The following is a 26,266-nucleotide window of genomic DNA, read 5'->3' on the forward strand; positions in this document are numbered from 1 at the left end:
CAAAACCAACCCCCCCCCCCCCCCCCGCCGCCGGGGGGGCCCCCCCCCCCCCCCCCCCCCCCCCCCCGCTTCAATGCATCGCTAAAGCCCAGACGCCGGCTTCAATCGTCGCTGCCACCCGCTCCTGGCGTCGCAATCCCGCTCACCGTGCGCGCCGCCAGGCGCAATAGACGGATCTGTTTGCGGTAATTACGGCAGCCGCTGCAAGTCGGCAGATGCAGCCGGATCGCGACCCATTCGCCGGTCGTCAAACGGCGGTCGAGCGCGTCCGACAACAGGCGCGTGATGTGCTTACACTTCCCCATTCGCATCCTCTCTGGATAGGCCCTTCTCGCTCAGGCAAGTGCGCAAGCGCAGCCGCGCGCGGTAGATCAGCACGCTGCAGTGATTGGCGGTCATCTGCAGTTCGGCGCAGATCGCTTCGGTTTCAAGATCGAGGAATTCGCGCATCATGAACACGCGCCCGATGTGCTCGGGCAGGTGTTCCAGACACATCTCGAACAAGGCCCAGAATTGCTGCTGACGCAGCGCGGTTTCCGGCGTCGGCCAGGGTTGCGGCTTGGTCTCGCGCGACCAGTGGCCGTTGTCCTTGAAGAGCTCGCGATCGAGCAGCGCCTCGCCGTCGATTTCGGATTCGAGCGCCGACAGGTTCACCGTGCGCTGCCGGGCACGCAAGGTGTCGATGAGCTTGTGCCGCAGGATGCCGAACACCCACGTCTTGTGCTCCGATTGCGCGGCAAACCGGTCGGCCTGCGTCCAGGCGGCGGCCAGTGCTTCCTGGACCGCGTCTTCGGCGGCAGCGGCATCGCGCAGTTGCAAACGGGCGAAGCGCAACAGGTCGCGCCGCAGTTGCGTCAGATAGACGGGATCGTCGAGTGCCGGCCCGCTTACTTGCGCCATGGCATGCTCCGTCGCCGCGCTCGCGGTTGCCGCACGTTTTTTCCTGAATCGCTGTGGTTCATAGGTGGGTGGGTCTCCTCGCGCACTGCCCGGACGTGTGCGCCATTCTCCCGCACGTTCCTGCGCAAGCGAATCGGTATTGAACATGTGCCCGCCAGCAGCGATGACCTGATGACTTTAGTCGTGCCACAGCAGGCTTTATGACGACAAAAAACATTATTGCGCAAAATGAAATCAAGGCTGGGGTGGCGAACCGTAACCTGCGGTGCGTGAGTGAGACGTGCAGCCACGTACGTCTCAAACTCGCCCTCAATACACGTCCGGATTATTTCATTATTTGAAAAAAAGTCTTCTTGTCTTCGGTGTTTTTATGCGGACACTGAATCGCTATTCTTCAGTCCATCGATCGCACCAGATCGCAAACCAAACGCTGAAGAGGAGTATCACCATGAAACGCATTCTTACCGCCCTGATCGCTTCCGTCGCCCTGTTTGCCGCAGCTTCGGGCGCCGCTCAAGCCGCTGCACCGGCTCAATGCAACGGTCCGGCATCGTATTGCAACGTGTTCTTCGGCAACTAATCGTCTGGTGGACGCGGCCGGAAGCATGTCCGGCACAAGTCCGCCGACGAAACGAGTTTTCGAAGTCAAGAAGGGCGCCGATAAAGGCGCCTTTTTTGCATTGGATCCAATACTTTTAACGCGCATGGAGGGCACCGCAGAACATGGCCGCAGGTCCATTCCATCGGCGTGCGAGCCTCACGAAACAGAAAGCGGTAACAATACCCTGCACGCTAAAGCAACACTCGCGCCCGGCACGCAAATGCGTCTAATGTTCACTCTTCTAACGTGTTACAGTGAGCCAACAGCTTGCAGTTCTCCTGCGCGTCTTGCGTAGTCCCTCAGGCATCAGCCTCTCATCACCGCGCCCTGAATCGAACGGGGTCCTTTCCTTCTACTTCGCTTTACGGTGTCGTCGGCGTGGCCTGACAAACGCGGCCGCTCTTTACGCGCATCGTTGATTATCGTCGATTAACACCTTGTTTTTCGCTGAAACGCAGCGACTCACCCGGCGTCACGCCGGGCATACAGCCACACGTTTCGAGCGAGATCCTTCACAGGAGACGAACACCATGAGCAATACGATCAGAAGTTACCGGGGCCTCGAGATTTATCCACTGGTTTATCCGCACCAGCCGCGCTCACCCGATGGCGCCCGCCACTACGATGCGGGTTTCGACGCCGCAGTGCGAATCTGCCGGCGCGGCTCCGACGACACCTTGACCACCAGCCGCGTATTCCGCGTGCCGAGCCGTTCTCCGTTTGGCGCGGCCGGCGACGCGCGCATTGCATCGGCGAGTTACGCGGAGCGAGTGATCGACGGCATGGTTGCCGGCCAGTCGATCGCCGGGCTTTGATGCGCGCGCCGATGGCAAGTCACGTTTCCAGACGCGCACAGGGCGCGAATTCCACGCCACTGACTGGCCGCGCGAACTATCAGGTGGCCGTGTCGTCGCGTCGAACCTCCAGCGGGACGGTACCGACGCTGAAAGTGATGCGGTTGAGCGACGAGCGCGTGATCTACCCCTTTCAGGGCCACGCGGACATGCCGTTTTTTGAAAACGCCGATGCTGCCCAACTATTTGCCGAGACGTACGGCTGGCAGCTTGTGGATGGCGACATCGCCGTCCCGGAATGATTGCTTCGACCTATGCCGCGCGGCTGGATTTTTGTCCGCGCGGGCAGAGAAGAACGTCCGTTTGCCTCAAAACGTCCTAGACCGAAAGCATGCTTGATTGACAAGGCAAAAGTACCAGTTATCCACAAGGTTATTCAGTAAATCTGTGGATAACTTTGAGTGCTACCGGGTTATCCACCGGCAGCATTTTCGAGGCCTGGTCGCGCGCGGCCAGAAGTGGGCCGTTTTTGACCGCGCCGTCGTCATCCCGCGTAGCTTTGCCTATGATGGACAGTTCGTACCCTTTCGCGCGTCAAGCGCATCACCTCAAGGAAACGAACATGGCCTATCACATCGCAGTTGTCGTCGGCAGCCTGCGCCGCGAGTCGTTTAACCGCCAATTGGCGCAAGCCGTGATTTCCCTCGCGCCCGCCGACTTCACATTCGAATTCCTCGATATCGGCTCCCTGCCTCTTTATAGCCAGGACTACGACGCCGACTATCCGGAAGTCGCCAAACACCTGAAGCAGCGCATCGAAGCCGCCGACGGCCTGCTGTTCGTCACTCCTGAGTACAACCGTTCCATACCGGGCGTTCTAAAGAATGCGCTCGACTGGGGCTCGCGGCCGTGGGGCACCAATTCGTGGGCAAACAAACCCGGCGCGGTGATCGGCACCTCCCTCGGCGCGACCGGCACGGCGCTGGCGCAACAGCATCTGCGCAATGTGCTGGCGTACCTCGATGTCGCCACGCTCGGCCAACCTGAGGTGTTCATCAAGCACGACCCGGCGGCCATTAACGAGAAGGGCGAGATCGTGAACGACGGTACGCGTAAGTTTTTGCAGACTTTCGTCGACCGCTACGTCGCGTGGGTCAAACGTCAGACCGCTGCCTGACAGCGACTTCGCGGATACGTTTCACCCGGGCAGCGCCGCCCTTGCCATGACTTCACGGCACGCCGGCGCTGCCCCTACGTTCGCCTATACGTGGTGATGCCCCGTGACCCGTTCCCAGCCGTGACGCACGGCGAGCTTGAAGCGCTCCCATGTGCTCTCCGACGAGGTGGTTTCCCAATGGCGCCGGGCTTCGGGCTCGACGTCGTCCCACGGCTGGTCGCGATAACGCGCATCCCGACCGATCTCCGCGCCGTAGCGATAGGCCGGCACGTAATCTTCGTAGCGCCCGTTCCCGGCTGCGTATTGCTCGTCGAAGTGCGTGCGGAAATCCTCTTCGTATTCCAGATACTCGTTCGGCATCTGGCCGCCTAAACCGGCGGTCGGCTGTCCTGCTTCGGATACGACTTCCGACGGCTGCAAGATCGCGCCCGAGCCCGGCATCGAGCCGGCGGCGATCGCGGTGCGTCCCGCATCGCCGACCAGCGGGTCGCTGGTGACTGGCTCGTTGAGCGGGTCGCGCATCGGCCGCTCAGACAGTGGCGGCGGGACGAACGGCTCGGCGTCGGTACCCATGAGCGGCGGCGGATAGAGTGGGTCGGCCGAAGTCGCAGGCCAGGTGGTGGACCCCGGCGTCGCTACGCTCGAGGTGTGCGGTGTGCCGGGCGTCACTGCGCCGATGCCGAGTTCGTCGAGTATCGAATGATCGCGGCTCGATTCTGGCTGCATATCCCAATTGGGTGAACGTTCGCCGATGTCGGTCGCGCCCAGTCTCTTCAAGGTATTACGCGCGAGTTCCGCGTGCGATTCGCTTGCCGCGCTTACGCAGACCAGTACGGCGCCGCGGCGCACGGCTTCGGCATAGCGGGCCGCATCCGGCGCTCGGGAGCCGCTCGCAAACAGGCTCGACAGAAAGCGCTCGATATTGGCAAGCACGCCGGAACTGGCAACCTCATCGGTTGCTGAGCCGACGGAGGGTTCTGGATTTGCCTGCAACTCGATCGTTTCACGTGCAAAACCAGTCTGCACAAGCGTATCGCGCGCGACTTCCGCTTGAGAATAAGTGTCGAATAACCCAATCACGGTGTGTCGCATGGCTGTCTCCCGACGTTTTAGGTGGAACGGACGGCGTTACAACGCGCCGGCCTTCCTCCCTGAAAACGTCGCAACGATCATGCCGGGGCCGGCTTGACGCGCCTGCACGCCCGCTGCTGCCAGCTTGTGCCGATTCGGTCATGCAGAAGCGTGACATGCCACGTCGCGCATTTTTACAACCGCCGGTAATTGGCGGCGACGCTGAAACGGCAGGTTTTAGCCGGCCGGGTGTGCCGCCGCGGCCGGATCGGCGCCCGTCTGCGCCAGTTCGCGCTGGATCGCTTGCAGGAGTTTTTCCAGCAACGCGATATCGAAAGGTTTGGACAACACCCGCACGTCCACATGCCGTGCACGGTCGAGTTCTTCCGCGTAGCCGGTGACCAGAATGACCGGCAGCCTGGTGTCGAAAGCCTGCACGGCTTCGGCCAGGTCGATGCCGTTCATCGTGCCGGGCATGTGGATGTCTGACAGCACCAGATCGAACGGCAGCGGCTCGCCGGTGCGCGCTTGCCTCGCGTGAGCGTCGTCGAACAGGCGCAGCGCAGTATCGGCATTGAAGACGCACGTGACCTGGTGGCCCATCATCTGCAATAACGCCTCAGTGCCTGCAGCGACTTCGTCGTTGTCCTCGACCAGCAGGATGCGCAAGCCGTGCGGCACGCCGCTTTCCTCGACGCCTGGCTCAGCCGGCGATTCGGTCTCGGGTGCGGCCGTGGCGCGCGGCAGATAGAGGCGCACCGAGGTGCCCGCGCCGATTGCGCTGTCGATCGCGGCCAGCCCGCCGGAGCGCTCGCAGAAGGCGAAAACCTGCGGCAGCCCGAGACCCGTGCCCATGCCTTTCGGCTTCGTCGTGAAGAGCGGCTCGAAGGCACGTGCGAGTACTTCAGGCGGCATGCCGCCGCCGGTGTCTTCAAGCGACAGTTGCACGAAGTCGCCGGTCAACGGAAAGCCGTCCTCGTGGCGGAAGTTGATATTGGCGGCTCGCACGGTGAAGCGGCCGCCGTTCGGCATGGCGTCGCGTGCGTTCACCGCGATGTTGATCAGCGCCAGCTCAAGCTCGGCGACGTCGACACGCATCGGCCAGATATCGACGCCGATATCCATCACCAGCGAGATCTTCGCGCCGAGCGACGCGCGCAGCAATTCGCGGCACGCCGGCAGCCAGCGTTCGAGTGCCAGCGTCTCGTTGCGCAACGGCTGCTTGCGCGCGACGCCGAGCAATTGCCGCGTAAGCGACTGGCCGCCCTTGAGCGCCCGTTCCATCGCCGACAATTCGCGGTCGAGCCCCGGCGTGCCGCGCCGCCGCGCGATCTGCACGTTGGCCGAAACGATCATAAGCAGGTTGTTGAAATCGTGCGCCACGCTGCCGACCAGATTGCCGAGCGCTTCCATTTTGCGCGACTGACGATACGCGGATTCGATCGAGCGGCGCATCGAGGCTTCGGCCTGCCAGCGCTCCCACGCTTCCTCTTCGGCGCCAAGGCGCCGCAGCGACAGCCAGATCACGCACCACAATACGATGGACGGCGTGAACATCGACAGGATCAGCACGCTCAGGTGCCGGTACCACGCGGCCCAGATCGCCGAGGTGCGATAGCCGCACGACACGTACACTGGATAGGCGCCGACGCGGCGGAATGCGAGGATCACATTGTCATCGTCGATGTCGGAATGCATCCGTACGACGCCGGCTCGCCGCCCTTGCGCGAGCGCTTGAGCCAGTGGCGAAGTCGGCGCCACCGTCATCGGCTCACGCGGGCGGCGCGGATAATGCGCGAGGACCGCGCCGTCGGTGCGGAGCAGGCTCATGGTCATCGGCGTGCTATCGCTGCCGCCGAGCAGTTCCCGGTAAAACGCATCGAAATAGCTGGGCCGCAGCGCCACCGAGACGACCCCGGCAAACGAGCCGTCGGCGGCGACCCGTTCCACGCCGGTGTTGAACACCTGCTCGCCCACGACATGTCCTGTCATCACCTTCGAGACATGCTCGAGGCCCTTGCCGTCGCGAATACCGATGAAATCTTCGCGATCGGCAATCGACAACACCGGCGCGGGATAGAAACGACTGGTGGCGAGCAGATCGCCCTCACGGCCGAAAATCGAAACGGCTGCCACCTGCGGATAGCCACCGCCCATGGTGCGCAGCTTCTCGTGAATCTCGCCCTCCTGAGCGCGAATGCCGTTGTCGTCCAGACCTTGTGTCAGATCGACGATGCGCGCGTCCAGGGTCTCGTTCATGTCGAACACTTTCAGCGCGTGCTCTTCCGCCACGCGCACGGTGCGCAGCGTCATGTCGGTCGCGTCGGCCATGCGCCCGCGCAGATCGCTGAACGCCATCGCCGCGACATACGCGCATGGCAGCACGATCGCTGCGACCAGCAGCGCGATCAGTGTGATGCGCCGGACGTGGAAATTCTGTTCAGGCACGGCTGGGAACCGCGCCTCGTCCTGGCGGCTAGCGGGACGGCGGCTCGCTTCGGGCGGGTCGAACCGGTCTGGTGTCATGGTCGGTAACGCTAAGGTCGTTCGGGACGGAAGTCAGCTTCATACAGAAAGCATAGACATGCAGCGGCAGTACTGGTTACTGTGACGAATGATCGCCCCCTGATTTGTCCACCGTTTGAATCAGTGACAAATCGAGAAGCGCAAACGTACACAAAAGTATAAATGCAAAAGAAAGCGTTCTGAATCTATCAAAATTTTTTCAAAAATAGCAATTAATCGGAAAATCTCTTTAGCCAATGCGAAATTGGCGAGTTGCCTTTCCGCCGTTTTGCTTCGAAAATCCATGCCATCATAAATAATGTGTCCGCCATGTTCGGATGCATCTGCCGCGAGGGCCGCCAGACAACGCGCACAACGCGTGGCCAAGGGCGCTCGCGGAAACAGGCGCGCGGCAAGGGGACCAGCCCGATCCGTGAAGCCGCGCGGATTCATCTACGGGGTAGGCTTCGAACATGCCGGTCATAGCCGTCGTCCACCGTGCTTGCACGCACCCATGCGTGCCCACGGGTTCCGTCAAAAGCGCCTCGCTGCGCGCTTTCCCCGCTCGTTTGCAAGCTGCATTCTCGCAAGCTTCAGCCCGCTTTACCGCTGGTCGACAGATCACGCGCTAAAGAAACCCACTCTACCCGCCGTTAACACGCAAGAGCTAATTCTGCTTACCCACCCGCCCATGCCTTTGCCTATTGTGATCGCCGACGATTCGTTGCTTGCCCGCAAGGTGCTCACCAAGGCATTGCCGCCGGACTGGGATGTCGACGTGTCCTACGCCACAAACGGGCGCGAAGCGCTCGGCCTGTATCGCGAAGGCAAAGCGTCGGTGATGTTCCTCGACCTGACGATGCCGGACATGACCGGCTATCAGGTGCTGGAAGCCTTGCAGCATGAGGACCTGAATACCTTCGTCATCGTCGTCTCCGCCGATGTTCAGCCGATGGCCCAGTCGCGCGTGCGCGCGCTCGGCGCCGCCGCATTCATCGCCAAGCCCGTGACGCCCGAGGCGGTACTACCCATCCTCAAGGAGTACGGGTTGTATGTCTGAGCCAGTCCTCACCGAAGATCAGCGCGACGCGCTGCAGGAGGTCGCCAATCTGGCGATGGGCCAGGCCGCGACGCGTCTCGCGCGCCTGCTCGATGCGTTCATCGAATTGTCGGTGCCGCGCGTGAAGGTGGTGGCGGTGAGCGAGGCGGCAGCGGCGCTGCGCGAGATGACCGGGATCGAGGACACGGTGAGCGCGGTGCGTCAGGGCTTTCGTTCCGACATCAAGGGCGAAGCGCTGGTGATCTGCCGCAGCGGCAGCATCGACCAGTTGTGTTCGCTCGTGAGCGACCCGTATTCGCGCTCGAGCTACGAGACGGTGAGCCAGAAAGAACTCGTGTTTGACGTGGCGAACGTGCTGACGGGTGCGTGTGTCTCGTGCATTCTCGACCAGCTCGGCCGCACGCCGGTCTTCTCCGCGCCGGGCCTGCTCGGCGAAGCGATGACGCTCGACGAAGTGTTCCAGCCCGGCGTGTTGCAATGGGAAGTCGCGCTGCTGGTCGAAGTCAATTTCGCGCTCGAGGACCAGAGCTTCCGCGCGCACCTCGTGATGCTGATGGCTGAAGAGTCGATTCGGCATATGAGCGAGGCGCTCGACGAGCTGTTGTCCAGCCTATGAGTGTGCCTGTGGAGTCGTTGAGCGATCTGGTTGTCGAACGTGTCGGTTTCGGTATCTTCGTGCTTGATCGTGACATGCACGTGCTCATGTGGAATCGCTTCATGCAGGATCACAGCGGCTTGTCGCCGGAGCAGGTGGTCGGCAAATCGATCTTCACTCATTTTCCGGAATTGCCGCGCGTGTGGCTGTCGCGCAAGATCGAAAGCGTGTTTCAGCTAGGCAGTTTCGCGTTCAGTTCATGGGAGCAGCGCCCGTACCTCTTCAAGTTCGATCACGACCGGCCGATTACCGGCGGCGTCGATTTCATGCAGCAGGACTGCACGTTCATGCCGTTGATGCGCGATCGCGAAGTGGTGGCCGTATGCGTGACCATCTCCGACGTCACGCATGTCAGCATCGTGCAGCGCGAACGTGAAGAAGCGGTCGCCAAGCTGCAGGAATACGCGGACCGCGACGGTTTGACGGGCATCGCCAACCGGCGTTACTTCGAAGCGCGCCTGCGCGACGAATACACGCGCTGGCAGCGCTACGGCGGTGAAATGTCCGTGCTGCTGTTCGATCTCGATCACTTCAAGAAAATCAACGACCAGTTCGGCCACGGCGTCGGCGATACGGTGTTGCGCGTGATGGCGCAGCGGGTCGCCGAGGTGGTGCGGGCGCAGGACACCTTCGGGCGTTTCGGTGGCGAGGAGTTTGCCTTGCTGTTGCCGTGTACGCCGCTCGAAGACGCAATGCGGGTCGCGGAAAAGATCCGCCGCACGATCGCCGACACGCCGGTCGACGTGCAGGGCACGAGCGTGCCGGTAACGGCCAGCGTCGGTGGCGCGACGGCGCGCGCGGGCGTGCCGGCGTACGACGTGCTCATCAACGAAGCCGATGCGGCGCTGTATAGCGCGAAGCGGCAGGGGCGCAACCGCTCGGTCGCGTTCACCTGACAACCACGGTGTGGTTGCGCACGCCGAATGGGGAGCAGGACGTACGTCGCTCCGCCCGACGTGCGCTCACCAGCGAGTTCGCGTCTGCTTCCGGCCCCTTATTCGCCCCCAAACTGCGGCATCTCACAAAGGTTGTTATACTTTTCGCCGTTTCCGGCATCCCTGCCGGGTGTTTCGCGCGTGTCCGCGCGCGCGGGCTGCTCGCCCTGCGGGTAGGCATTAAAATTTCTTGAACGCCTTTCAGCGGGCGCCTCCAGCGGAGATCGTCTTGGCTGTTTCCAATCTTGTCGTGGACGATACAGAAATCGACGCCGCTGCCGCCACGTCCGGCAGCTCGTTTTATCTCGCGATGCGTATCCTGCCGGCCGCGCAGCGCGACGCGATGTATCAGGTCTACGCGTTCTGCCGCGCTGTCGACGATATCGCCGACAGTGACTTGCCGCGCGCCGAACGCGCCGCCGCGCTCGAGCGCTGGCGCGCCGACGTCGACGCGTGTTACGCCGGCGCGCCGCGCCCTTCCTTGCGCGCGCTGACGCGGCATATTCATACGTTTCACCTGCAACGCGAAGATTTTCACGCGATGATCGACGGCATGGCGATGGACGCCGCCGAGGACATCTGCGCACCCGACGAAGCCACGCTCGATCTGTACTGCGACCGTGTCGCCAGCGCGGCGGGCCGTCTATCGGTGAGAATATTCGGGATGCAGGAAGAGCCTGGCCGGTTGCTCGCGCACCATCTCGGCCGCGCACTGCAACTGACCAACATCCTGCGCGATATCGACGAAGATGCCGGTATCAGCCGCTGCTACCTGCCGCACGAATTGCTGGCGCGCGAAGGTATCGCGGTGACGAACCCGGCGCAGATCGCAGACGATCCGTCTCTGCCGCGCGTCTGCGCCACGCTTGCCGAGCGCGCCAAGCAGCATTTCGCGGCCTCCGACGCGATCATGGCCCGTGAGCCGCGCAGCCACGTGCGTGCACCGCGCATCATGTCGGGCGTCTATCGCGTGCTGCTCGAACGCACGCTCGATCGCGGTTTCGACATTCCGCGTACGAAGGTCAACAAGCCGAAACTGCGCTTGTTGTGGATCGTCGCGCGTTACGCGCTCTTCTGAGCTGATGCCAAAGCTCATCCATGTGATCGGCGCTGGCCTCGCCGGCCTGGCCGCTGCGGTGCAATTGCAGCGGCGCGGCGCACAAGTCGTATTGCATGAGGCAGCACCCCAGGCGGGTGGCCGGTGCCGTTCGTACTACGACCCCAAGCTGGGCGCGACGATCGACAGTGGCAATCACATGGTGCTGTCCGGCAATTTCGCCACGCTCAACTATTTGCGCGCAATCGGCGCCGCCGACGAGCTGGTTGGCCCCGCCCAGCCCGAGTATCCGTTCGTGGATCTGGCGACGCGCTCGCGCTGGACTGTGCGCATGTCGCCGGGCCGTCTGCCCTGGTGGATCTTCGACCCGAACGCGCGCGTGCCGAACACCGGGCCGAGCGACTATCTGGCGCTGGTGCCGCTGCTGTTCGCCAAGCCTGGGCGTACTGTGGCGCAGACCATGCGTTGCAATGGCCCGCTGTGGGACCGGCTGCTTCGGCCGCTGTTTCTCGCGATGCTCAACGTCGAGCCGCGTGCAGCGTCGGCGGAGCTGACGAGTGCGATGGTTAGGGAGATGCTCGTCGCCGGTGGTCTGGCGTGCCGGCCTCTGGTGGCGCGCAACGGTCTGAGCAGTGCCTTCGTCGACCCGGCGCTGCGTCTGCTGCAGCATGGCGGCGCGGCGATCAGGCTAGGCTCGCGCCTGAAAGATATTGTGTTTGCCGACACCGGCCGTGTTTCGGCACTGAACTTCGTAGATGAAAGCATCGCGATCGAAGCCAGCCAGGCCGTGGTGCTCGCGGTGTCGCCCGACATTGCGCAGACGCTCGTACCCGGCTTGCGCTCGCCAAATCGTTTCGCGGCGACCGTCAACGTACATTTCGCAGTCGAGCCGCCGTTCGGTATGGCGCCGATCACGGGGCTGCTCAATGCGACTGCCGATTGGCTGTTCGCTTTCGAGGGCCGCCTGTCGGTCACGGTCAACGCCGCTGAGCGCCTGCTCGACACACCGCATGAAGCGCTCGCGAAAACCATCTGGGCCGAAGTGGCGCAAGCCGCCAATTTGCCGGCCGAGCCGATGCCGGCCTGGCAGGTCGTGATGGAAAAGCGTGCGACGTTTGCCGCCTTGCCGGATCAGGAAACGTTGCGCCCCGGCACGCGCACTCGCTGGAACAATTTGATGCTCGCGGGCGACTGGACGGCCACCGGCCTGCCCGCGACGATTGAAGGCGCGATTCGCTCCGGCCAGAAGGCCGCGGACACGCTGCTGAATCAACCGATGGAACGCCGATGAACGACTTATCTCAAGCCCAGCCGCTGGACGCCGTCCTGCCTGAATTTGCCGATGCGGCGCCGAATGTATCGAACGCGCTGCCGAACGGGGAGCCGAGTGCTGCGCCCGTCGCTGCGTCGCAAGCGTTCGCACCGTCGCTCGACGCCGCGATCACGCGCGCCACCGAGGCAATCCTCGGCGCGCAGAAGCCGGACGGCCACTGGGTCTACGAACTTGAAGCCGACGCGACGATTCCCGCCGAATACGTGCTTCTCGTCCACTACCTCGCCGAAACGCCGAACCTGGAACTCGAACAGAAGATCGGCCGCTATCTGCGCCGCATCCAGCTGGCGGACGGCGGCTGGCCGCTTTTTACCGACGGCGCGCTCGACATCAGCGCCAGCGTGAAGGCGTACTTCGCACTGAAAATGATCGGCGACTCGCCGGATGCCGAGCACATGGTCCGCGCGCGCGAAGCGATCCTGGCGAACGGCGGTGCGGAAACGGTGAACGTGTTCACGCGGATTCTGCTCGCGCTGTTCGGCGTGGTGTCTTGGCGCGCCGTGCCGATGATGCCCGTGGAAATCATGCTGCTGCCCCAATGGTTCCCATTCCATCTGTCGAAGGTGTCGTACTGGGCGCGTACCGTGATCGTGCCGTTGCTGGTGCTGAACGCGAAGCGGCCGGTGGCGCGCAATCCGCGCCGTGTGCGTATCGACGAGTTGTTCCGCGGCGCGCCGGTCAATACCGGCATGCGCGATCGGGCGCCACATCAGCATCTTGGCTGGTTCCGCTTCTTCCGCGGCGTGGACGTCATGTTGCGCGCAATCGACGGCCTGTTCCCGACGGTGACGCGCGAGCGTTCGGTGCGCGAAGCGGTGAAGTTCGTCGACGAACGGCTGAATGGCGAAGACGGCCTCGGCGCGATTTTCCCGGCGATGGCCAACTCGGTGATGATGTACGACGTGCTCGGCTATCCGGCCGATCATCCGAACCGCGCAATCGCTCGTCAGTCGATCGAAAAGCTGCTTGTCATCAAGGATGACGAAGCCTATTGCCAGCCGTGCCTGTCGCCGGTGTGGGATACCTCGCTCGTGGCGCACGCGCTGCTCGAGACCGGCGAAGCGCATGCCGAGCAGGCGGCTGAACGCGGGCTTGCATGGCTGCGTCCGCTGCAGATTCTCGACGTGCGCGGCGACTGGATCTCACGCCGTCCGAATGTGCGTCCTGGCGGCTGGGCGTTCCAGTACAACAACGCGCACTATCCTGACGTCGACGATACGGCGGTGGTCGCGATGGCGATGCAACGCTCGGCGGCGCTGACGCAATCGGATGTCGACCGCGAAGCCATTGCGCGGGCGCGCGAATGGGTGGTCGGCATGCAAAGCAGCGACGGCGGCTGGGGCGCGTTCGAACCGGAAAACACGCAGTACTACCTGAACAACATTCCGTTCTCCGATCATGGCGCATTGCTCGATCCGCCGACCGCGGACGTGTCGGGCCGCTGCCTGTCGATGCTCGCACAACTCGGTGAATTTCCGCAGGGCAGTGAGCCGGCGCAGCGCGCGTTCGATTACATGCTGAAGGAACAGGAATCGGACGGCAGCTGGTATGGCCGGTGGGGCCTGAACTACATCTACGGCACGTGGACCGCACTGTGTTCGCTGAACGCCGCAGGCTTGCCGCACGACGATCCGCGGATGAAGCGCGCCGCGCAGTGGCTCCTGTCGATCCAGAACGAAGACGGCGGCTGGGGCGAGGGCGGCGAGAGCTACAAGCTCGACTATCGCGGCTACGAGCGCGCGCCGAGCACGGCGTCGCAAACCGCGTGGGCGCTGATGGGCCTGATGGCGGCGGGCGAGGTGAATCACGAGGCGGTTGCGCGTGGCGTCGAGTATTTGCAGCGGGAACAGCGCGAGCACGGCCTGTGGGACGAAACGCGCTTCACGGCGACCGGTTTCCCGCGCGTGTTCTATCTGCGTTACCACGGCTATCGCAAGTTCTTCCCATTGTGGGCGCTGGCGCGCTTCCGTCATCTGAAACGCAACGGGCTGACGCGCGTCGCTGTCGGGATGTAACGGATGGCGCTTTCGACAACGCCGTCAGCCGGGGCCGGCCGCAGCATGTTGCCGGTGATCGTGGTGACGGGTATGGCGTTCGAAGCGCGTATCGCGCGCGGCAAAGGTGTCGAGGTGGTCTACGCGGCTCGTGCCGATCTGCTGGAGCGGGCGTTGAGTGCGGCGGTTGCGCGCGGCTGCTCCGGGATCGTTAGTTTTGGGACGGCGGGTGGTTTGGCGCCCGATCTGGAGCCGGGCACGCTGATCGTCGCAGAAGCCGTCGAGGGGCCGTTTGGGCGGCTCGAGACCGACCGGCCGTGGGCTGACAGGCTCGCCGCCGCGCTGGCGACTGGGCCGCTTGTGGCGCGTCTGCGGCGCGGGTTGGTGGCGGCGGTGACCGCGCCTTTGGTCACTGCCGAGGACAAGCGTGTGCTGCATCGCTCGACGGGTGCTTTGGCGGTTGATATGGAATCGCATATTGCCGGTGCGACGGCTGCCGCGCATGGTTTGCCTTTCGCGGTGTGTCGCGCGATTGTCGATCCGGCCTGGCGGACGTTGCCTTCGGCTGCTACCGCTGGCTTGCGGGATGATGGCACGACGGCGTTAGGGCCGATTTTGCGGGAGTTGTTGCGGCAGCCGTCGCAGTTGGGGGCGCTGATTCAGGTCGCTGTCGATGCGCGGGCGGCGCGGACCTCGCTGGTGCAGGCGCGGCATGCTATGGGGGAAAGTGGGGTTTTGCGGATGGGTGGTGGGTGAGGGGTTTGGTCTTTTTCTTGATCTGGCTTTTTTGGCCTTTGGCCTTTCCTTGAATTCTTATTGGTCTATTAGCGTCGCCCCTGTGCGGGGCGGCACTTACTTCTCTTTGCCGCCGCAAAGAGAAGTAAGCAAGAGAAAGCGGCTCACACCGCTAGTTCTTAAGCGGGTCCCCCGCGCAGTCGCGGTAGTGGTGCATCTGGAATCTGTGTTCTCGCACATTCAGCCTCGGTGACAAGGCAGTCATACCTCCAGCGGCGCTGCGCGCGCCGAAGGGTGCTTCCCGTCTGGTTCGCTCGGCATTCCTGTTCGCAATCGGCAGGCACACTGTTCGTTTTAATTCCCGCCGTTTCCGTACGCTAATTTCCCAGTCCGCTCTTTAAGGTGACCCGGGCGCTCTGTAGCGCAGGGTCACCCGACTCCCCTTTATTGCGCCGCCGGCGCTGCTTGCGTCGGCTTCGTGCTCGTCGGCGCGGTTTGCGACGCCGATGCTGGTGCCGCTGCGCCCGATGCCGCAGCAGGCGCCGCCGCTGGGGCGTTTGGCGTGTCGCCCGGGTCCGTGTAGTTCGGTACGCCCGCCGGGGCGGCTGTGGCGCTTCCTGATGCCGCGTTCGGGGCTTCAGCGGTGTCGCCTTGGTCCGCGTAGTTCGGCAAGCCTGCGGCCGCGCCTGAAGCGCCCTTGGCAGGTGCGGCTGCGCCGGAGTCGCCCTCCTGGTCGTCGTAGTTCGGGAGCGGTGCGGCGTTGTCGCCAGTGCCGCGCAGGCGCGCTTTACGCTGCTGCGTATAAGCGTCGCGAACGAAGGAATACTTGTCGAGCGCAGCCTGTTGCAGCAGGTCGGTTGCCCCCAGCAGGTCGGAGCGCACGCTCACGAACTGCAGCACGTACAGCGGATTGCGCACCGCCGGCTCGATGTAGTTCAGCGGGTTGAACTTCACGTCCACCACCAGACCCATGCTGTCACGTACCGTGCTTGGACCAAACAGCGGCAAGACCAGGTACGGGCCCGACGGGATGCCCCAGAGGCCCAGCGTCAATCCGAAATCCTGATGGTGCTTCGGCAGACCGGCCGGCGTGGCCCAGTCGATCAGGCCGCCGAGCCCAAAGGTCGAGTTGAACGCGAAACGCACGAAGTCTTCGGTCGCGTCGGTGATCTTCAACTGCAACAGATTGTTGGCGGCGTTGGTCAGGTCGCCCAGATTCGAGAAGAAGTTGCTCACCGCCGTACGCAACGGCTGCGGTGTCACCTTCTGGTAGCCCTTGGCGACCGGAACGGCGACGAAGCGGTCCAGGCCGTCATTGAAATTAAAAATCACCCGGTTCGCCGGCTCGAACGGGTCGCCCGGTTTACGGTCGGGGCCGGTCGCGCAGCCAGAGATCAGCCCGGTGGCGACCAGCGCCAGCACGGTGGTTTGCAGCTTCATGCTTATATTCCTTTGTGCTTCGCGCGACGTTGGCGCGGCTTACCCATCAGCACGGGTTGGAACACCACCGCGCCGATCAGCGTGCAAAACAACGAGAGTGCCAGCAAGCGTCCCATACTCGACGTCCCCGGATGGTGTGACAGCCAAAGGCTGCCGAACGCCGTCGCGGTGGTCGCCGCACTGAACAACACGGCATGCGTGAGGCTCGACTGCAAAAGGCCGGTCTGCCCGTTGCGCCACGCCATCACGAAGTAAATCTTGAATGCTACGCCGACGCCCAGCATCAGCGGCAATGCGATGATGTTCGCGAAGTTCAGCGGCATGCCGAACACCACGCACAACTCCAATGTCACCAGCGCCGAGACCAGCAGCGGAACCAGGGTGCGCAGCATATCGCTGAGCCGCCGCAGCGCAATCCATAGCAGGATGGCAATCGATAGCAAGGCGTAGCCGGCGGCCTGCAGGAACGCCTTGATGATCGTGTCGGCGGAATGCAGGATCGAAATCGGGCCGCCGATCGCGTCCGGTTCGGCTTTCTTCACCGCGTGCGCAAAAGCGGCGAGCGTCGCGTCGTCGTTCGGATCGGCGCCGGGTTTGACCTTCGGCGCGATGTCGACGAGCGCGCGGCCGTCCTTCGACACCCAGCTTGTGGAGATCTCCTTGGGCAGGTTGTCGCGCGTAATCTCGGTCGGCTGCAGCAGATCCGCCAGCTGCTTCAGCGCGATGCGCAGCGGCTCGGACATCGCGGTTTCGGCGCGCTCGCGCGTGGCGGCATCGGCGGCGGCCAGCTTTTGCAGCGTTGCGGACAGATGCTGGGCTTCGGCGGCGCCGGGACCCGGGTGGTCGTCAGCGGCGAGCGAAAGCTGGTTCGACGCGCGCTTCAGCGCGGCGACGCGCACAGCGTCTGTGGCTTGGGGCGAGGGCTGCTGCTGCAGCGCGGGCAACAGTTGCTGCGCGGCGCTTGCGATCAGCATCAGCTTTGGCTGCTGCTCGGTCGGAACGAAGGTGTCCAGCGTAGTGACGCGGCCCACTTCCGGCAGCGTGCGCAGACGCGTGGCCTTCTGGTCCGCATCGGCAAGCGTGGGCGCCAGCACGTGCACATTGTTGACCGCGGCTTCTGGCGAATCCTTCAGCGACAGCAGTGTCGCCATGGATTCCGTATGCGGGTCCTTCAGATGCAGCGGATTGAAGTCGAAGCGCAAATGCGTGAGTAACGGCGTGGCGCCGATCACGACGATGAGCGTTCCGATCAGCACCGGCTTGCGGTGATGGTCGAGGAAATCGTCGACGGGCGCGAGTTGTTTGAAGCCGGGCGAAACGGCTTCGACCGGCGGGTTGAAGAGTTTCAGCAGCGCCGGCAGCAGCGTCATGTTGGTGAAGTACGCGACGAACATGCCGACGCCGGCGATCTCGCCCAATTCCGACACGCCGCGATAAGCCGTCGGCAGGAACGAGAAGAAGCTCAGCGCGACCGCCACGGCAGCGAGCGTGAGCGGCACGCCGATGCTGTGTGCGGTGTGCATGAGGGCGGCGGAAAGACGGTCGTCGCGATTACGTTCCTCGCGATATTTGACGCCGAACTGCACGCCGAAATCGACCCCGAGCCCGACGAACAACACCATGAAGGCGACCGAAATCATGTTGAGCGCGCCGACCAGCAGCAGGCCGAGCGCCGCGGTGATCGCGAGCCCGACGAACAGCGTAATGAACACGGCTACGATCATGCGGCCCGAACGCAGGGCCAACCACAGAATGACCAGCACGACAATGAAGGTGCCGATGCCGTTGAGCACGGCGCCGTCCTTGACCGATGCGAATTCTTCGTCCGCGAGCGGCTGTTCGCCGGTGAGGCGGACCGTGGCGCCATAGCGCGTATCGAGGTGCAGCGACGCGGCGGTGTCGCGGATCGCTTTCGATGCCGTTGCGCCCGGCTCCAGTGCGTCGTAGTTCACGACCGGCTGCACCGTGACGAAGGCGCGCGCCGGATCCGTGGCGGCGCTTTTGTCGACCAGCGCGCGCCACGAGAACGCCGCCGGCTGGCCGGCCAGCACCCGATCGAGCGTGGTGGCGCTTTGCGACAGCAGATGGCTCATGTCGGCCAGCTTCACCTGACCGAGTTGCAGCGGCAGCAACAGGCTCGTGGTGAGCGTGCCGGCGAGGCCGGCCAGGCTCGGATCGTGCGCGAGGGCATTGACGAGGGGGCGCGACTGGACGAGTTGCGACGTGGTCGACATCACCTCATCGGTCGACGGGAACAGCAGACCATTGTGTTCGAAGAACGGGCCGCCGGCGGGCTGCGAGACAGCGACGAACTCCTTCGGGTCGGCTTTGAGCGCGGCCGTGAGGGCACTGGCAGCGGCGTCGGCAAACTCCGGCGCGCGGGCTTCGACCACCACCAGCACGGTTTGGCCGCGATCCGGGAAGGCCTTGTCCATGGCATTTTCGAGCGACGACCATTGCTTGTCGGTCTCGATGAGCTTACTGATATCGGTGTTGATCTTGAAATGATCGGCAACGTAGAAGCCGCTCAAAACGGCGAGCACAAGAGACAGGGCGATGATCCGTAACGGATGGCGCACCGAATAGGCGACGAGACGGACAATAGATGACTTCAGCATGTAGGCGGGGGTGGCCTTATCACGGACGGTGTTTTTGACGAAAGTGCACAAGTATACAGAGCCGGAGCGACTCGGCTCCACTTCGGCAGCAAGGACGGCTCCCGGGCGGCGCGGCCGGGGGCGGGAACGCAATATCGGTATACTGGTCTATCCAGCTTTCGCCGCGGGCTTATGAGCCCGCCGGTGCTTACTTCTTGGGGTTTTGGCGAGCGTATGAAACGTTATCTGTCTGCTTTTCTGGCTGCGGCCGTGGTGTCCACTGCGGCATACGCACAAAGCGCGCCTGATGCGCTGGTGAAGAGTGCCGTCGAAGGCACGGTTACCGCGATGAAGGCCGACCCGCAGGCGCGCGGCGGTGATATGGCGAAGATTACCGAGCTGGTTCAGACGCGATTTGTGCCGGCCACCGATTTTCAGCGGACCACGCGGATCGCGGTAGGGAAGGCATGGAGTACGGCGACCCCCGAGCAGCAGAAGCAGCTGTATGAGCAGTTTACGCTGCTGCTGGTGCGCACCTACGCCGCCTCGCTGTCGCAGTTGCGCGATCAGGATGTGAAATTCAAGTTTCTGCCGGTCAGCGTGCCGGCCGGCGCCAAGGACGTAGTCGTGCAGTCACACGTAATCAGCAACGGCGGGGACGATGCGATTGATTACCGGCTGACCAAAGGCGCATCCGGCTGGAAGATTTACGACATCAACATGATGGGTGCCTGGCTGATTCAGGTTTATCAGACGCAGTTTGCCGATCAGCTTTCCAAAGGCGGCGTTGATGGGCTGATCAAGTTCCTGACTGCGCATAACGCACGAAGCGCAGGCTGAAGTCACGCGCAAAAGAGAAAGCACAAAAAAGAAAAAGCGCGGTGGCAATCAGGCCACCGCGCTTTTTTTCTACAGAACATGCACATCATGGGGCGAACAAAACCGCCCCGATGATCGACAGCTTAGTGTGCGGAAGCGGAAGCCGCCGTCTGCACCTTCTTGCCCTTACCAGCACGCCCAATTTCTTCCAGCTTGATCTCGACGTGCCGCGAGAACACAAACTCAGCGGGGCGCTGCTTATCCAAAGGAATATCCTTGGTGAAGGCGCCGGAAGTCTTCGGGCCGCGCAGGCTGACTTTCAACGCCTTCAACGGATGCGCAACCGTATCCATCACGGCCGTCGCTTCGAAGCCGCAGTGCACCATGCAATCCGCGCACTTCTCATAGTTACCCGTACCGTAGTTGTCCCACTCCGTGGTTTCCATCAGTTCCTTGAAGGTCTTCACGTAGCCTTCGCCGACCAGATAGCACGGCTTCTGCCAGCCGAACACCGTACGCGCCGGGTTGCCCCAAGGCGTGCACTCGTACGTCTGATTGCCGGCCAGGAAGTCCAGGAACATCGCGGACTGGCTGAACGACCAGTTCTTGCCATTGTTGCCGCGCTTGAAAATTTCGCGGAACAGATGCTTGGTCTTGTCGCGGTTCAGGAAGTGCTGCTGATCCGGCGCGCGCTCATAGGCATAACCCGGCGAGACGGTGATGCCGTCCACGCCCATCGGGCCGAGCGTGTCGAAGAATGCGGCAACGCGTTCCGGCACTGCGTCGTTGAACAACGTGCAGTTGATGTTCACGCGGAAACCGCGGCGCTTCGCTTCCTTGATGGCGGCGACTGCCTTGACGTACACGCCTTCCTGCGACACCGAGTGATCGTGCGCCTGCTCGTCGCCGTCCAGGTGAACCGACCAGACGAAGTACGGATTCGGCTCGTAGTCGTCCATCTTCTTTTCCATCAGCAGCGCGTTCGTGCACAGGTACACGAACTTCTTGCGCGCGATGATGCCCTTCACGATCTGCGGCATTTCCTTGTGCAGCAGCGGCTCACCGCCTGCAATCGAAACGACCGGTGCGCCGCATTCGTCGACTGCGCCAAGGCATTCTTCGAGCGACAGACGCTGATTCAGGATGGGATCCGGATAATCGATCTTGCCGCAGCCATTGCAGGCAAGATTGCAGCGGAACAGCGGCTCCAGCATCAACGCGAGCGGGTAGCGTTTGTTGCGCGAAAGGTGCTGACGCATGATGTATGCGCCGACCCGGACTTTCTGTAGCAGCGGAATAGACAAGACGTCCTCCTTAAACTTCGCGTGCAGCGAGTGGTTGCATCAGTTTCGATGGCAACTTGAATTCGACTTTCTCTTCACGGCCCGCCATCGTCGTGACATCGACGGGCCCCAATGCGCGCAGCGCATCGATTACGTTCTTCACCATCTCTTCCGGTGCCGAAGCACCGGCTGTGATGCCGACAGTCTGCACATTCGCAAACCACTCCGGCTTCACTTCCGAACCGTCGGCGACGAGATAACTCTCCACGCCGCTTTCACTGCCGATCTCGCGCAGCCGGTTCGAGTTGGAACTGTTGGTTGCGCCCACCACCAGCAGCACCTCGACCTCTTTGCTCAGTTCGCGCACCGCCGCCTGACGGTTTTGCGTGGCGTAGCAGATGTCGCGCGTGTCGGGACCGACGATGTCGGTGAAACGGCGCTGCAAGGCATCGATGATGCCACGTGTGTCGTCCACCGACAGCGTGGTCTGCGTGACGTACGCGAGCGGCGTGTCGAGCGGCAGGTCCAGATGCGCGACCTCGGCCTCGCTCTGCACCAGCAGCACCTTGCCGGGAATCTGGCCGATCGTGCCTTCCACTTCCGGATGGCCCGCGTGGCCGATCAGGATCAGGGTACGACCCGCAGCCACATACTGGCGCCCCTGCACGTGAACTTTGGTCACAAGGGGACAGGTCGCGTCGAGCACGTCGAGGCCGCGCTGTTCCGCGTCGCGCTCGACAGTCTGCGCGACACCATGCGCGCTGAAAATCGCCACCGCGCCTTGCGGCACCTCGTCGAGTTCTTCGACAAAGCGCGCGCCTTTCTGGCGCAGGTTGTCCACCACGTGGCGATTGTGAACAATCTCGTGGCGAACATACACGGGCGCGCCGTGCTGCTGTAACGCGCGGTCGACGATCTCGATCGCGCGAACAACCCCTGCACAAAATCCGCGGGGTTGAGCAAGGATGACTCGCATAAATTGGCGAACTCCGACTGACGCGGGTTTCGAAGAAGTCGGTAACAATGACTTTATCGCCGCGACCATCTATTTAGTTGACGTCTTGAGCCCCGGCGACGAGCCGGTACAGCAAAACCAAACGCGCATTCTAACGCTATCAGGCCGGCTCTGCTCTGGCGCGCCTGCCCAGGTGTTGGGCCGCCGCTGCGCCGCGGGCCCGCTGCCGGGCAGCCGCACCCATGGCGCATGCGGCAATGCGCAGGTAGTGATGCGCTGGTGGTAATGATTACGCGCTGCACCGGTTTGGCGGAACCCTTAAACTACATGGTCCTGCGGCGCACGTTTGCGGCTGCATTACAGAATGGTTTCGAGGCTCGCTGGATGGACGTCGATCAATACGAGAATTTTCCGGTCGCGAGCGTGTTGCTGCCAAAGGCGCTGCGCGCGCCGATCGACATTATCTATCAGGTTGTCCGCACCGCCGGCGACATTGCCGATGAAGGCGACTGGAGCCCGGCCGAGCGGCACGCCCGCCTGGCCGACTTCCGCGCTGGCCTCGACGCGGTAGCACAGCGGCGCGCGGCGCCGGTGCACCCACTCCTGTTCGGCAAGCTCGCCGGTGTCATTGCCCAGTATAAACTGCCGCTCGCGCCGTTCTACGATCTGCTCCACGCGTGCGGCCAGGACATCGACACCAACCGTTACGAAGACCGGGCCGCCCTGCTCGACTATTGCCGCCACTCGGCAAACCCGATCGGGCATCTGATGCTGCATCTGGTGGGCGCCGCCATGCCGGAGAATCTCGCCGACGCCGATGCGATCTGCACGGCCTCGCAACTGATCAGCTTCTGGCAGGACGTTGCCGCCGACTGGAAAAAAGACCGCGTGTATCTGCCGCTCGCGGATCTGCGGCGCTTCAACGTGACCGAGGCGCAGATCGCCAAGGGCGTCGTCAATGATGCCTGGGTCAAGCTGATGGCCTACGAGATTTCGTTTGTTCGGGCCACGCTGGTACGCGGCGCGCCGCTCGCGTTGCGTATCCGCGGGCGGTTGGGTATCGAGCTGTGCGGCGCCATCCACGGTGGCTTGCGCATCCTCGAGCGGATTGAAAAGGCCGGCTACGACGTGTTTCGCGAGCGGCCGGTGCTCAACACTTTTGACTGGTGCGTCGTCGCGGTACGCACTGTGGTGATGCGCCTGTCGCGGCGCGTCGGCGTAGAAGCGGGTTCACTCGAGGGTAATGCTTAATGCTGGTGGTTCTGTTTCTTCTTTCGTGTCTTTCCCTGCTGATCTGGTGTGTGTTGCTGTTCGCGCGCGGCGGGTTCTGGCGGGCGCGTCCCGCCACGCCGCTCACGCTCGAACCGCGTGAAACCTGGCCGGCGGTCGCCGCCGTGGTGCCGGCGCGCAATGAAGTCGATGTGATCGCCGAGGCGGTCACCACCTTGCTCGAGCAGGACTATCCGGGCGAATTCCACGTGATCGTCGTCGACGACCACAGTACCGACGGCACCGCCGACGCCGCCCGTGCGGCCGCGTTGCTCCTGCAATGCCCGGATCGCCTGACGGTGCTGAGCGCGAAGCCACTGCCGCCGGGCTGGTCCGGCAAGGTGTGGGCACAATCGCAGGGTATCGAGGCGGTGCGTACGCTCGGCCTGCCTGCAGACTTTCTGTTGCTTACCGACGCCGACATAGGCCATCCCGCGGACGCCGTCACGCAACTCGTTGCGCGTGCTGATGCGGAAAAGCGCGACCTCGTCTCGCTGATGGTTCGCCTGCGCTGCGATTCGTTCTGGGAGAAGGCGCTGATTCCGGCCTTCGTGTTCTTCTTCGCCAAGCTGTATCCGTTCTCGTGGGTCAATAACCCGCGCAATCGTACGGCGGCGGCGGCGGGCGGCTGCATGCTGGTCCGGCGCAGCGCGCTCGAAGAAGCGGGCGGTATCGAGTCGATTCGCGCCGAGCTGATCGACGATTGCAGCCTCGCCGCGCGCATCAAGCATCGCGGCACGGGGCGTCATGCGATCCGTCTGGATGTGGCGGCGCGCAGCGTGTCGCTGCGTCCTTACGATAGCTGGCGTGAGATCTGGAACATGATCGCGCGCACGGCCTTTACGCAGTTGCGTTATTCGCCGCTGCTGCTGGCGGGCACGCTGCTGGGCATGACGATCATCTACCTGATGCCGCCGGTGGCTGCGCTGGTGCTCGGTCCTCTTGGCTGGCCTGCGTGGCTGGCCTGGGCGCTTATGTGCTGCGCTTATGCGCCGATGCTCAGCTACTACCGCCGTTCGCCGCTATGGGCGCCGTTCCTGCCGCTGGTGGCGTTGTTCTATGTCGGCGCGACGTTGGCGTCGGCGGTGCGTTACTGGCGCGGTAAGGGTGGGCAATGGAAGGCGCGTGTGCAGGCGCCGGTGCAGGAGCGCTGAGACGCGCGCCATCAGGGATTTGTCGGACGAAAAAAAGCGGCGCTCTCAGGCGCCGCTTTTTTACATCGATCGTTACTCGACCTTTCCATCAGCCCTTGGTGAGCAGCATGTACATCTGGATCACCATGTCGGGCGAGAACGTGAACGGCACCCAGCCGTGGCCGGTGTGGCGCATGACCAGCAGACGGTCGCCATTCGACTGTTTCTGCACGGCCATGACGGGATTTTTCGTTGATACGAAGCGCCAGCCCGGCGGGATGCCCGGCGGCGGTTCCGGCGTCATCGAGGCACGCGCGTTCGACAATTCCTCGATCAGTTGCCCGATCTGCTCGGCACGCAGCGCGACCGTCTGGCCGCCGATCGTCATCGTGATCTCGTTCTGCGCCGGACGGTTGATTTCGAGCGTGGGCGGGACAGGTGCGACGGATTCCGCCGCCGGCTCTTCCGCGGCGGCTACCGCGTCTTCAGATTCGACGCGTTCCACTTTCGATTCGGACGAGACGTGGCCTGCCACCGGCGCTTCCTGCGCTGCGGCTTCTGCGGGTGTCTCGGGGATGTTTTCGGCCTGCGGGGCCACGACAGCCTGGATGAGCTGATCGACGCCCGTTTCCAGCGCGCCGAGCTGTTCGTGAAGATTCATGCGAGGTTTCTCTGGTAAGACCCACGATTTTACCTGCTGCGCGTAGGCTTTTACCTGTCGCAAACAAAGTGACGTTGTAACAAAGTGCGTGCAGGCCACACCGGATTGCCCGGCGCCGCTTGCGCGGCCCGGCCTGACTGTCATGCGCGCGTCAGGCCTTCAGATACCCGGCTTGCCTGAACCATTCGATCGCATCGCTCAAACCTTCCCGATAGGGTCGCGCGCGATAGCCGAGCTCGCGTTCCGCCTTCGCCGACGTGAAGTACATCTTGTTCTTCGACATCTTCAGACCGTCGACGGTGAGGAACGGTTCGCGCTTCGTGATCCTGGCGACCGCTTCGGCGCCCGCGGCGAGCGGATAAAGCGGCCAACGCGGCAAACTCAGCGTCGGCGCCTTGCGGCCGGTCAGCGCCGCGATATCCGCGAGCATTTGTTGCAGCGGCAGATTTTCGCCGCCGAGAATGTAGCGCTCGCCGATCTTGCCGCGTTCGAGCGCCAGAAAATGGCCGGCGGCCACGTCGTCCACGTGCACGAGGTTCAGCCCCGTATCGACGAATGCGGGGATCTTGCCGAGCGCCGCTTCGACGATGATGCGACCGGTCGGCGTCGGCTTGACGTCGCGTGGACCGATCGGCGTGGACGGATTGACGATTACGGCGGGCAGGCCGTCCTCGGCGATCATGCGCTCCACCGCGCGTTCGGCCAGCACCTTGCTGCGCTTGTATACGCCGATCGCCTGGTCAGCTTTGAGCGGCGAGGTCTCGTCTGCGGACTGCCCGGAACGGGTGACTTTCAGCGTCGCCACGCTGCTCGTGTAGACAATACGTTCGACGCCTTCCTTCAGCGCGGCGCGCATGGTTGCCTCGGTGCCTTCAAGATTCGAGCGCTCGATTTCGCTTGGGTCAGGTGCCCACAAACGGTAGTCTGCCGCCACGTGCAGCAGGTAGCGCACGCCACGCAGCGCGTTGCGCATCGACGCTTCGTCGCGCATATCGCCGACGACGATTTCCGCATCGAGCGCCTCGACGTTTTTGCGCGGACTGGTGGCGCGCACCAGCACGCGCACCTTGAAACCCTTCTGCTGCGCGATGCGCGCCACCGACGAGCCGACGAAGCCGGATGCGCCGGTCACGAGCACGAGATCGCGATTCTGTTCGGTCATTCTCTTTCATTCCCTGCGTGACAGTCGACGGATTGTACGTGTCGCGCGTGCCACGTGTCGCGCCGGGCTGCCCGGGCGCGCAGGCGAGCCCGGACGAATTCAGGGCCGCCGAGCATTCTCGTCGCGACGC

At 63.3% G+C, this 26,266-nt stretch carries 25 protein-coding genes; 14 read left to right on the forward strand and 11 right to left on the reverse strand.

The window, feature by feature from the left end; all coding sequences use genetic code 11:
- Positions 1 to 101 precede the first annotated feature (101 nt).
- Together PQR40_RS36990 and PQR40_RS36995 are read right to left on the reverse strand one after the other, a co-directional pair.
- Positions 102 to 305, reverse strand: a complete 204-nt coding sequence (locus PQR40_RS36990) for a zf-HC2 domain-containing protein (protein ID WP_408241110.1) — start codon at positions 303 to 305, stop codon at positions 102 to 104.
- Complete coding sequence (locus PQR40_RS36995) at positions 292 to 900, reverse strand: RNA polymerase factor sigma-70 (RefSeq protein ID WP_408241107.1); 609 nt, start codon at positions 898 to 900, stop codon at positions 292 to 294. Before PQR40_RS36995 ends, PQR40_RS36990 begins: the two co-directional genes overlap by 14 nt.
- A 448-nt stretch (positions 901 to 1,348) precedes the next feature.
- Here PQR40_RS36995 and PQR40_RS37000 point away from each other — a divergent pair, with 448 nt between their 5' ends.
- The 4 genes from PQR40_RS37000 to PQR40_RS37015 all read left to right on the forward strand — a co-directional run bounded on the left by PQR40_RS37000 (position 1,349) and on the right by PQR40_RS37015 (position 3,472).
- Complete coding sequence (locus tag PQR40_RS37000) at positions 1,349 to 1,480, forward strand: hypothetical protein (RefSeq protein WP_256737959.1); 132 nt, start codon at positions 1,349 to 1,351, stop codon at positions 1,478 to 1,480.
- 551 nt (positions 1,481 to 2,031) lie between these two features.
- Positions 2,032 to 2,316 carry a hypothetical protein gene (locus PQR40_RS37005; protein ID WP_408241104.1) on the forward strand — a complete coding sequence of 95 codons (285 nt, stop codon included), beginning with the start codon at positions 2,032 to 2,034 and terminating at the stop codon, positions 2,314 to 2,316.
- On the forward strand, positions 2,316 to 2,597 hold the full coding sequence (locus tag PQR40_RS37010; protein WP_408241101.1) for a DUF6723 family protein: 282 nt from the start codon (positions 2,316 to 2,318) through the stop codon (positions 2,595 to 2,597). The genes PQR40_RS37005 and PQR40_RS37010 overlap by 1 nt, the downstream gene beginning before the upstream one ends.
- A 320-nt stretch (positions 2,598 to 2,917) precedes the next feature.
- Positions 2,918 to 3,472, forward strand: coding sequence for an NADPH-dependent FMN reductase (locus tag PQR40_RS37015; protein ID WP_408241098.1), 555 nt, complete (start codon positions 2,918 to 2,920; stop codon positions 3,470 to 3,472).
- Between the two features lie 84 nt (positions 3,473 to 3,556).
- On the opposite strand, the gene PQR40_RS37020 is transcribed toward PQR40_RS37015, so the two are convergent.
- The 3 genes from PQR40_RS37020 to PQR40_RS37030 form a co-directional block, all read right to left on the reverse strand.
- Positions 3,557 to 4,564 carry a hypothetical protein gene (locus tag PQR40_RS37020; protein WP_408241095.1) on the reverse strand — a complete coding sequence of 336 codons (1,008 nt, stop codon included), beginning with the start codon at positions 4,562 to 4,564 and terminating at the stop codon, positions 3,557 to 3,559.
- 216 nt (positions 4,565 to 4,780) lie between these two features.
- A complete protein-coding gene (locus PQR40_RS37025; protein WP_408241092.1) occupies positions 4,781 to 7,069 on the reverse strand; it encodes a hybrid sensor histidine kinase/response regulator family protein in 2,289 nt (762 codons plus the stop codon).
- 120 nt (positions 7,070 to 7,189) lie between these two features.
- The gene (locus PQR40_RS37030) at positions 7,190 to 7,501 is read right to left on the reverse strand and encodes a hypothetical protein (RefSeq protein ID WP_408241089.1); all 312 of its coding nucleotides are present in this window, start codon (positions 7,499 to 7,501) and stop codon (positions 7,190 to 7,192) included.
- A 238-nt stretch (positions 7,502 to 7,739) separates the two neighbouring features.
- On the opposite strand from PQR40_RS37030, the gene PQR40_RS37035 reads away from it, so the two are divergent.
- From PQR40_RS37035 to PQR40_RS37065, 7 genes are all read left to right on the forward strand, one after another.
- The gene (locus PQR40_RS37035; RefSeq protein WP_028195969.1) at positions 7,740 to 8,108 is read left to right on the forward strand and encodes a response regulator; all 369 of its coding nucleotides are present in this window, start codon (positions 7,740 to 7,742) and stop codon (positions 8,106 to 8,108) included.
- Entirely contained in the window at positions 8,101 to 8,724 is a 624-nt protein-coding gene (locus PQR40_RS37040; protein ID WP_408511123.1) for a chemotaxis protein CheC, read from the forward strand. Before PQR40_RS37035 ends, PQR40_RS37040 begins: the two co-directional genes overlap by 8 nt.
- Positions 8,721 to 9,659, forward strand: coding sequence for a sensor domain-containing diguanylate cyclase (locus tag PQR40_RS37045; protein WP_408511124.1), 939 nt, complete (start codon positions 8,721 to 8,723; stop codon positions 9,657 to 9,659). Before PQR40_RS37040 ends, PQR40_RS37045 begins: the two co-directional genes overlap by 4 nt.
- 268 nt (positions 9,660 to 9,927) lie before the next feature.
- Positions 9,928 to 10,776, forward strand: a complete 849-nt coding sequence (gene hpnD, locus PQR40_RS37050; RefSeq protein ID WP_408241080.1) for a presqualene diphosphate synthase HpnD — start codon at positions 9,928 to 9,930, stop codon at positions 10,774 to 10,776.
- Positions 10,777 to 10,780: 4 nt separating this feature from the next.
- The gene (gene hpnE / locus PQR40_RS37055) at positions 10,781 to 12,046 is read left to right on the forward strand and encodes a hydroxysqualene dehydroxylase HpnE (protein ID WP_408241077.1); all 1,266 of its coding nucleotides are present in this window, start codon (positions 10,781 to 10,783) and stop codon (positions 12,044 to 12,046) included.
- The gene (gene shc / locus PQR40_RS37060; RefSeq protein ID WP_408511125.1) at positions 12,043 to 14,103 is read left to right on the forward strand and encodes a squalene--hopene cyclase; all 2,061 of its coding nucleotides are present in this window, start codon (positions 12,043 to 12,045) and stop codon (positions 14,101 to 14,103) included. Before hpnE ends, shc begins: the two co-directional genes overlap by 4 nt.
- A 3-nt stretch (positions 14,104 to 14,106) precedes the next feature.
- Positions 14,107 to 14,838: a phosphorylase gene (locus PQR40_RS37065; protein ID WP_408511126.1), complete on the forward strand. Its 732-nt coding sequence runs from the start codon at positions 14,107 to 14,109 to the stop codon at positions 14,836 to 14,838.
- A 423-nt stretch (positions 14,839 to 15,261) separates the two neighbouring features.
- Here PQR40_RS37065 and PQR40_RS37070 read toward each other — a convergent pair whose 3' ends face one another.
- Complete coding sequence (locus PQR40_RS37070) at positions 15,262 to 16,257, reverse strand: MlaA family lipoprotein (RefSeq protein ID WP_408511127.1); 996 nt, start codon at positions 16,255 to 16,257, stop codon at positions 15,262 to 15,264.
- Positions 16,258 to 16,259: 2 nt separating this feature from the next.
- The gene (gene hpnN, locus PQR40_RS37075; RefSeq protein WP_408511128.1) at positions 16,260 to 18,875 is read right to left on the reverse strand and encodes a hopanoid transporter HpnN; all 2,616 of its coding nucleotides are present in this window, start codon (positions 18,873 to 18,875) and stop codon (positions 16,260 to 16,262) included.
- A gap of 213 nt (positions 18,876 to 19,088) precedes the next feature.
- On the opposite strand from hpnN, the gene PQR40_RS37080 reads away from it, so the two are divergent.
- A complete protein-coding gene (locus PQR40_RS37080; protein ID WP_408241063.1) occupies positions 19,089 to 19,694 on the forward strand; it encodes an MlaC/ttg2D family ABC transporter substrate-binding protein in 606 nt (201 codons plus the stop codon).
- Between the two features lie 122 nt (positions 19,695 to 19,816).
- Here the strand turns inward: PQR40_RS37080 and hpnH are convergent, their stop codons facing one another.
- Positions 19,817 to 20,977, reverse strand: coding sequence for an adenosyl-hopene transferase HpnH (gene hpnH, locus PQR40_RS37085; protein ID WP_408241060.1), 1,161 nt, complete (start codon positions 20,975 to 20,977; stop codon positions 19,817 to 19,819).
- Positions 20,978 to 20,987: 10 nt separating this feature from the next.
- Complete coding sequence (ispH, locus tag PQR40_RS37090; protein WP_408241057.1) at positions 20,988 to 21,932, reverse strand: 4-hydroxy-3-methylbut-2-enyl diphosphate reductase; 945 nt, start codon at positions 21,930 to 21,932, stop codon at positions 20,988 to 20,990.
- Between the two features lie 363 nt (positions 21,933 to 22,295).
- Here ispH and hpnC point away from each other — a divergent pair, with 363 nt between their 5' ends.
- Together hpnC and PQR40_RS37100 are read left to right on the forward strand one after the other, a co-directional pair.
- Positions 22,296 to 23,162 (forward strand): squalene synthase HpnC, encoded by an 867-nt coding sequence (gene hpnC / locus PQR40_RS37095; RefSeq protein WP_408511129.1) that lies wholly within the window; start codon positions 22,296 to 22,298, stop codon positions 23,160 to 23,162.
- Positions 23,162 to 24,334, forward strand: coding sequence for a glycosyltransferase (locus PQR40_RS37100; protein ID WP_408511130.1), 1,173 nt, complete (start codon positions 23,162 to 23,164; stop codon positions 24,332 to 24,334). Before hpnC ends, PQR40_RS37100 begins: the two co-directional genes overlap by 1 nt.
- 88 nt (positions 24,335 to 24,422) lie before the next feature.
- On the opposite strand, the gene PQR40_RS37105 is transcribed toward PQR40_RS37100, so the two are convergent.
- Together PQR40_RS37105 and hpnA are read right to left on the reverse strand one after the other, a co-directional pair.
- Positions 24,423 to 24,974, reverse strand: a complete 552-nt coding sequence (locus tag PQR40_RS37105; protein WP_408484564.1) for a hypothetical protein — start codon at positions 24,972 to 24,974, stop codon at positions 24,423 to 24,425.
- Between the two features lie 151 nt (positions 24,975 to 25,125).
- Complete coding sequence (gene hpnA / locus PQR40_RS37110; RefSeq protein ID WP_408241045.1) at positions 25,126 to 26,136, reverse strand: hopanoid-associated sugar epimerase; 1,011 nt, start codon at positions 26,134 to 26,136, stop codon at positions 25,126 to 25,128.
- Positions 26,137 to 26,266: the final 130 nt, after the last annotated feature.

Source organism: Paraburkholderia sediminicola (assembly GCF_046026855.1).
Classification (GTDB): domain Bacteria; phylum Pseudomonadota; class Gammaproteobacteria; order Burkholderiales; family Burkholderiaceae; genus Paraburkholderia; species Paraburkholderia sediminicola_A.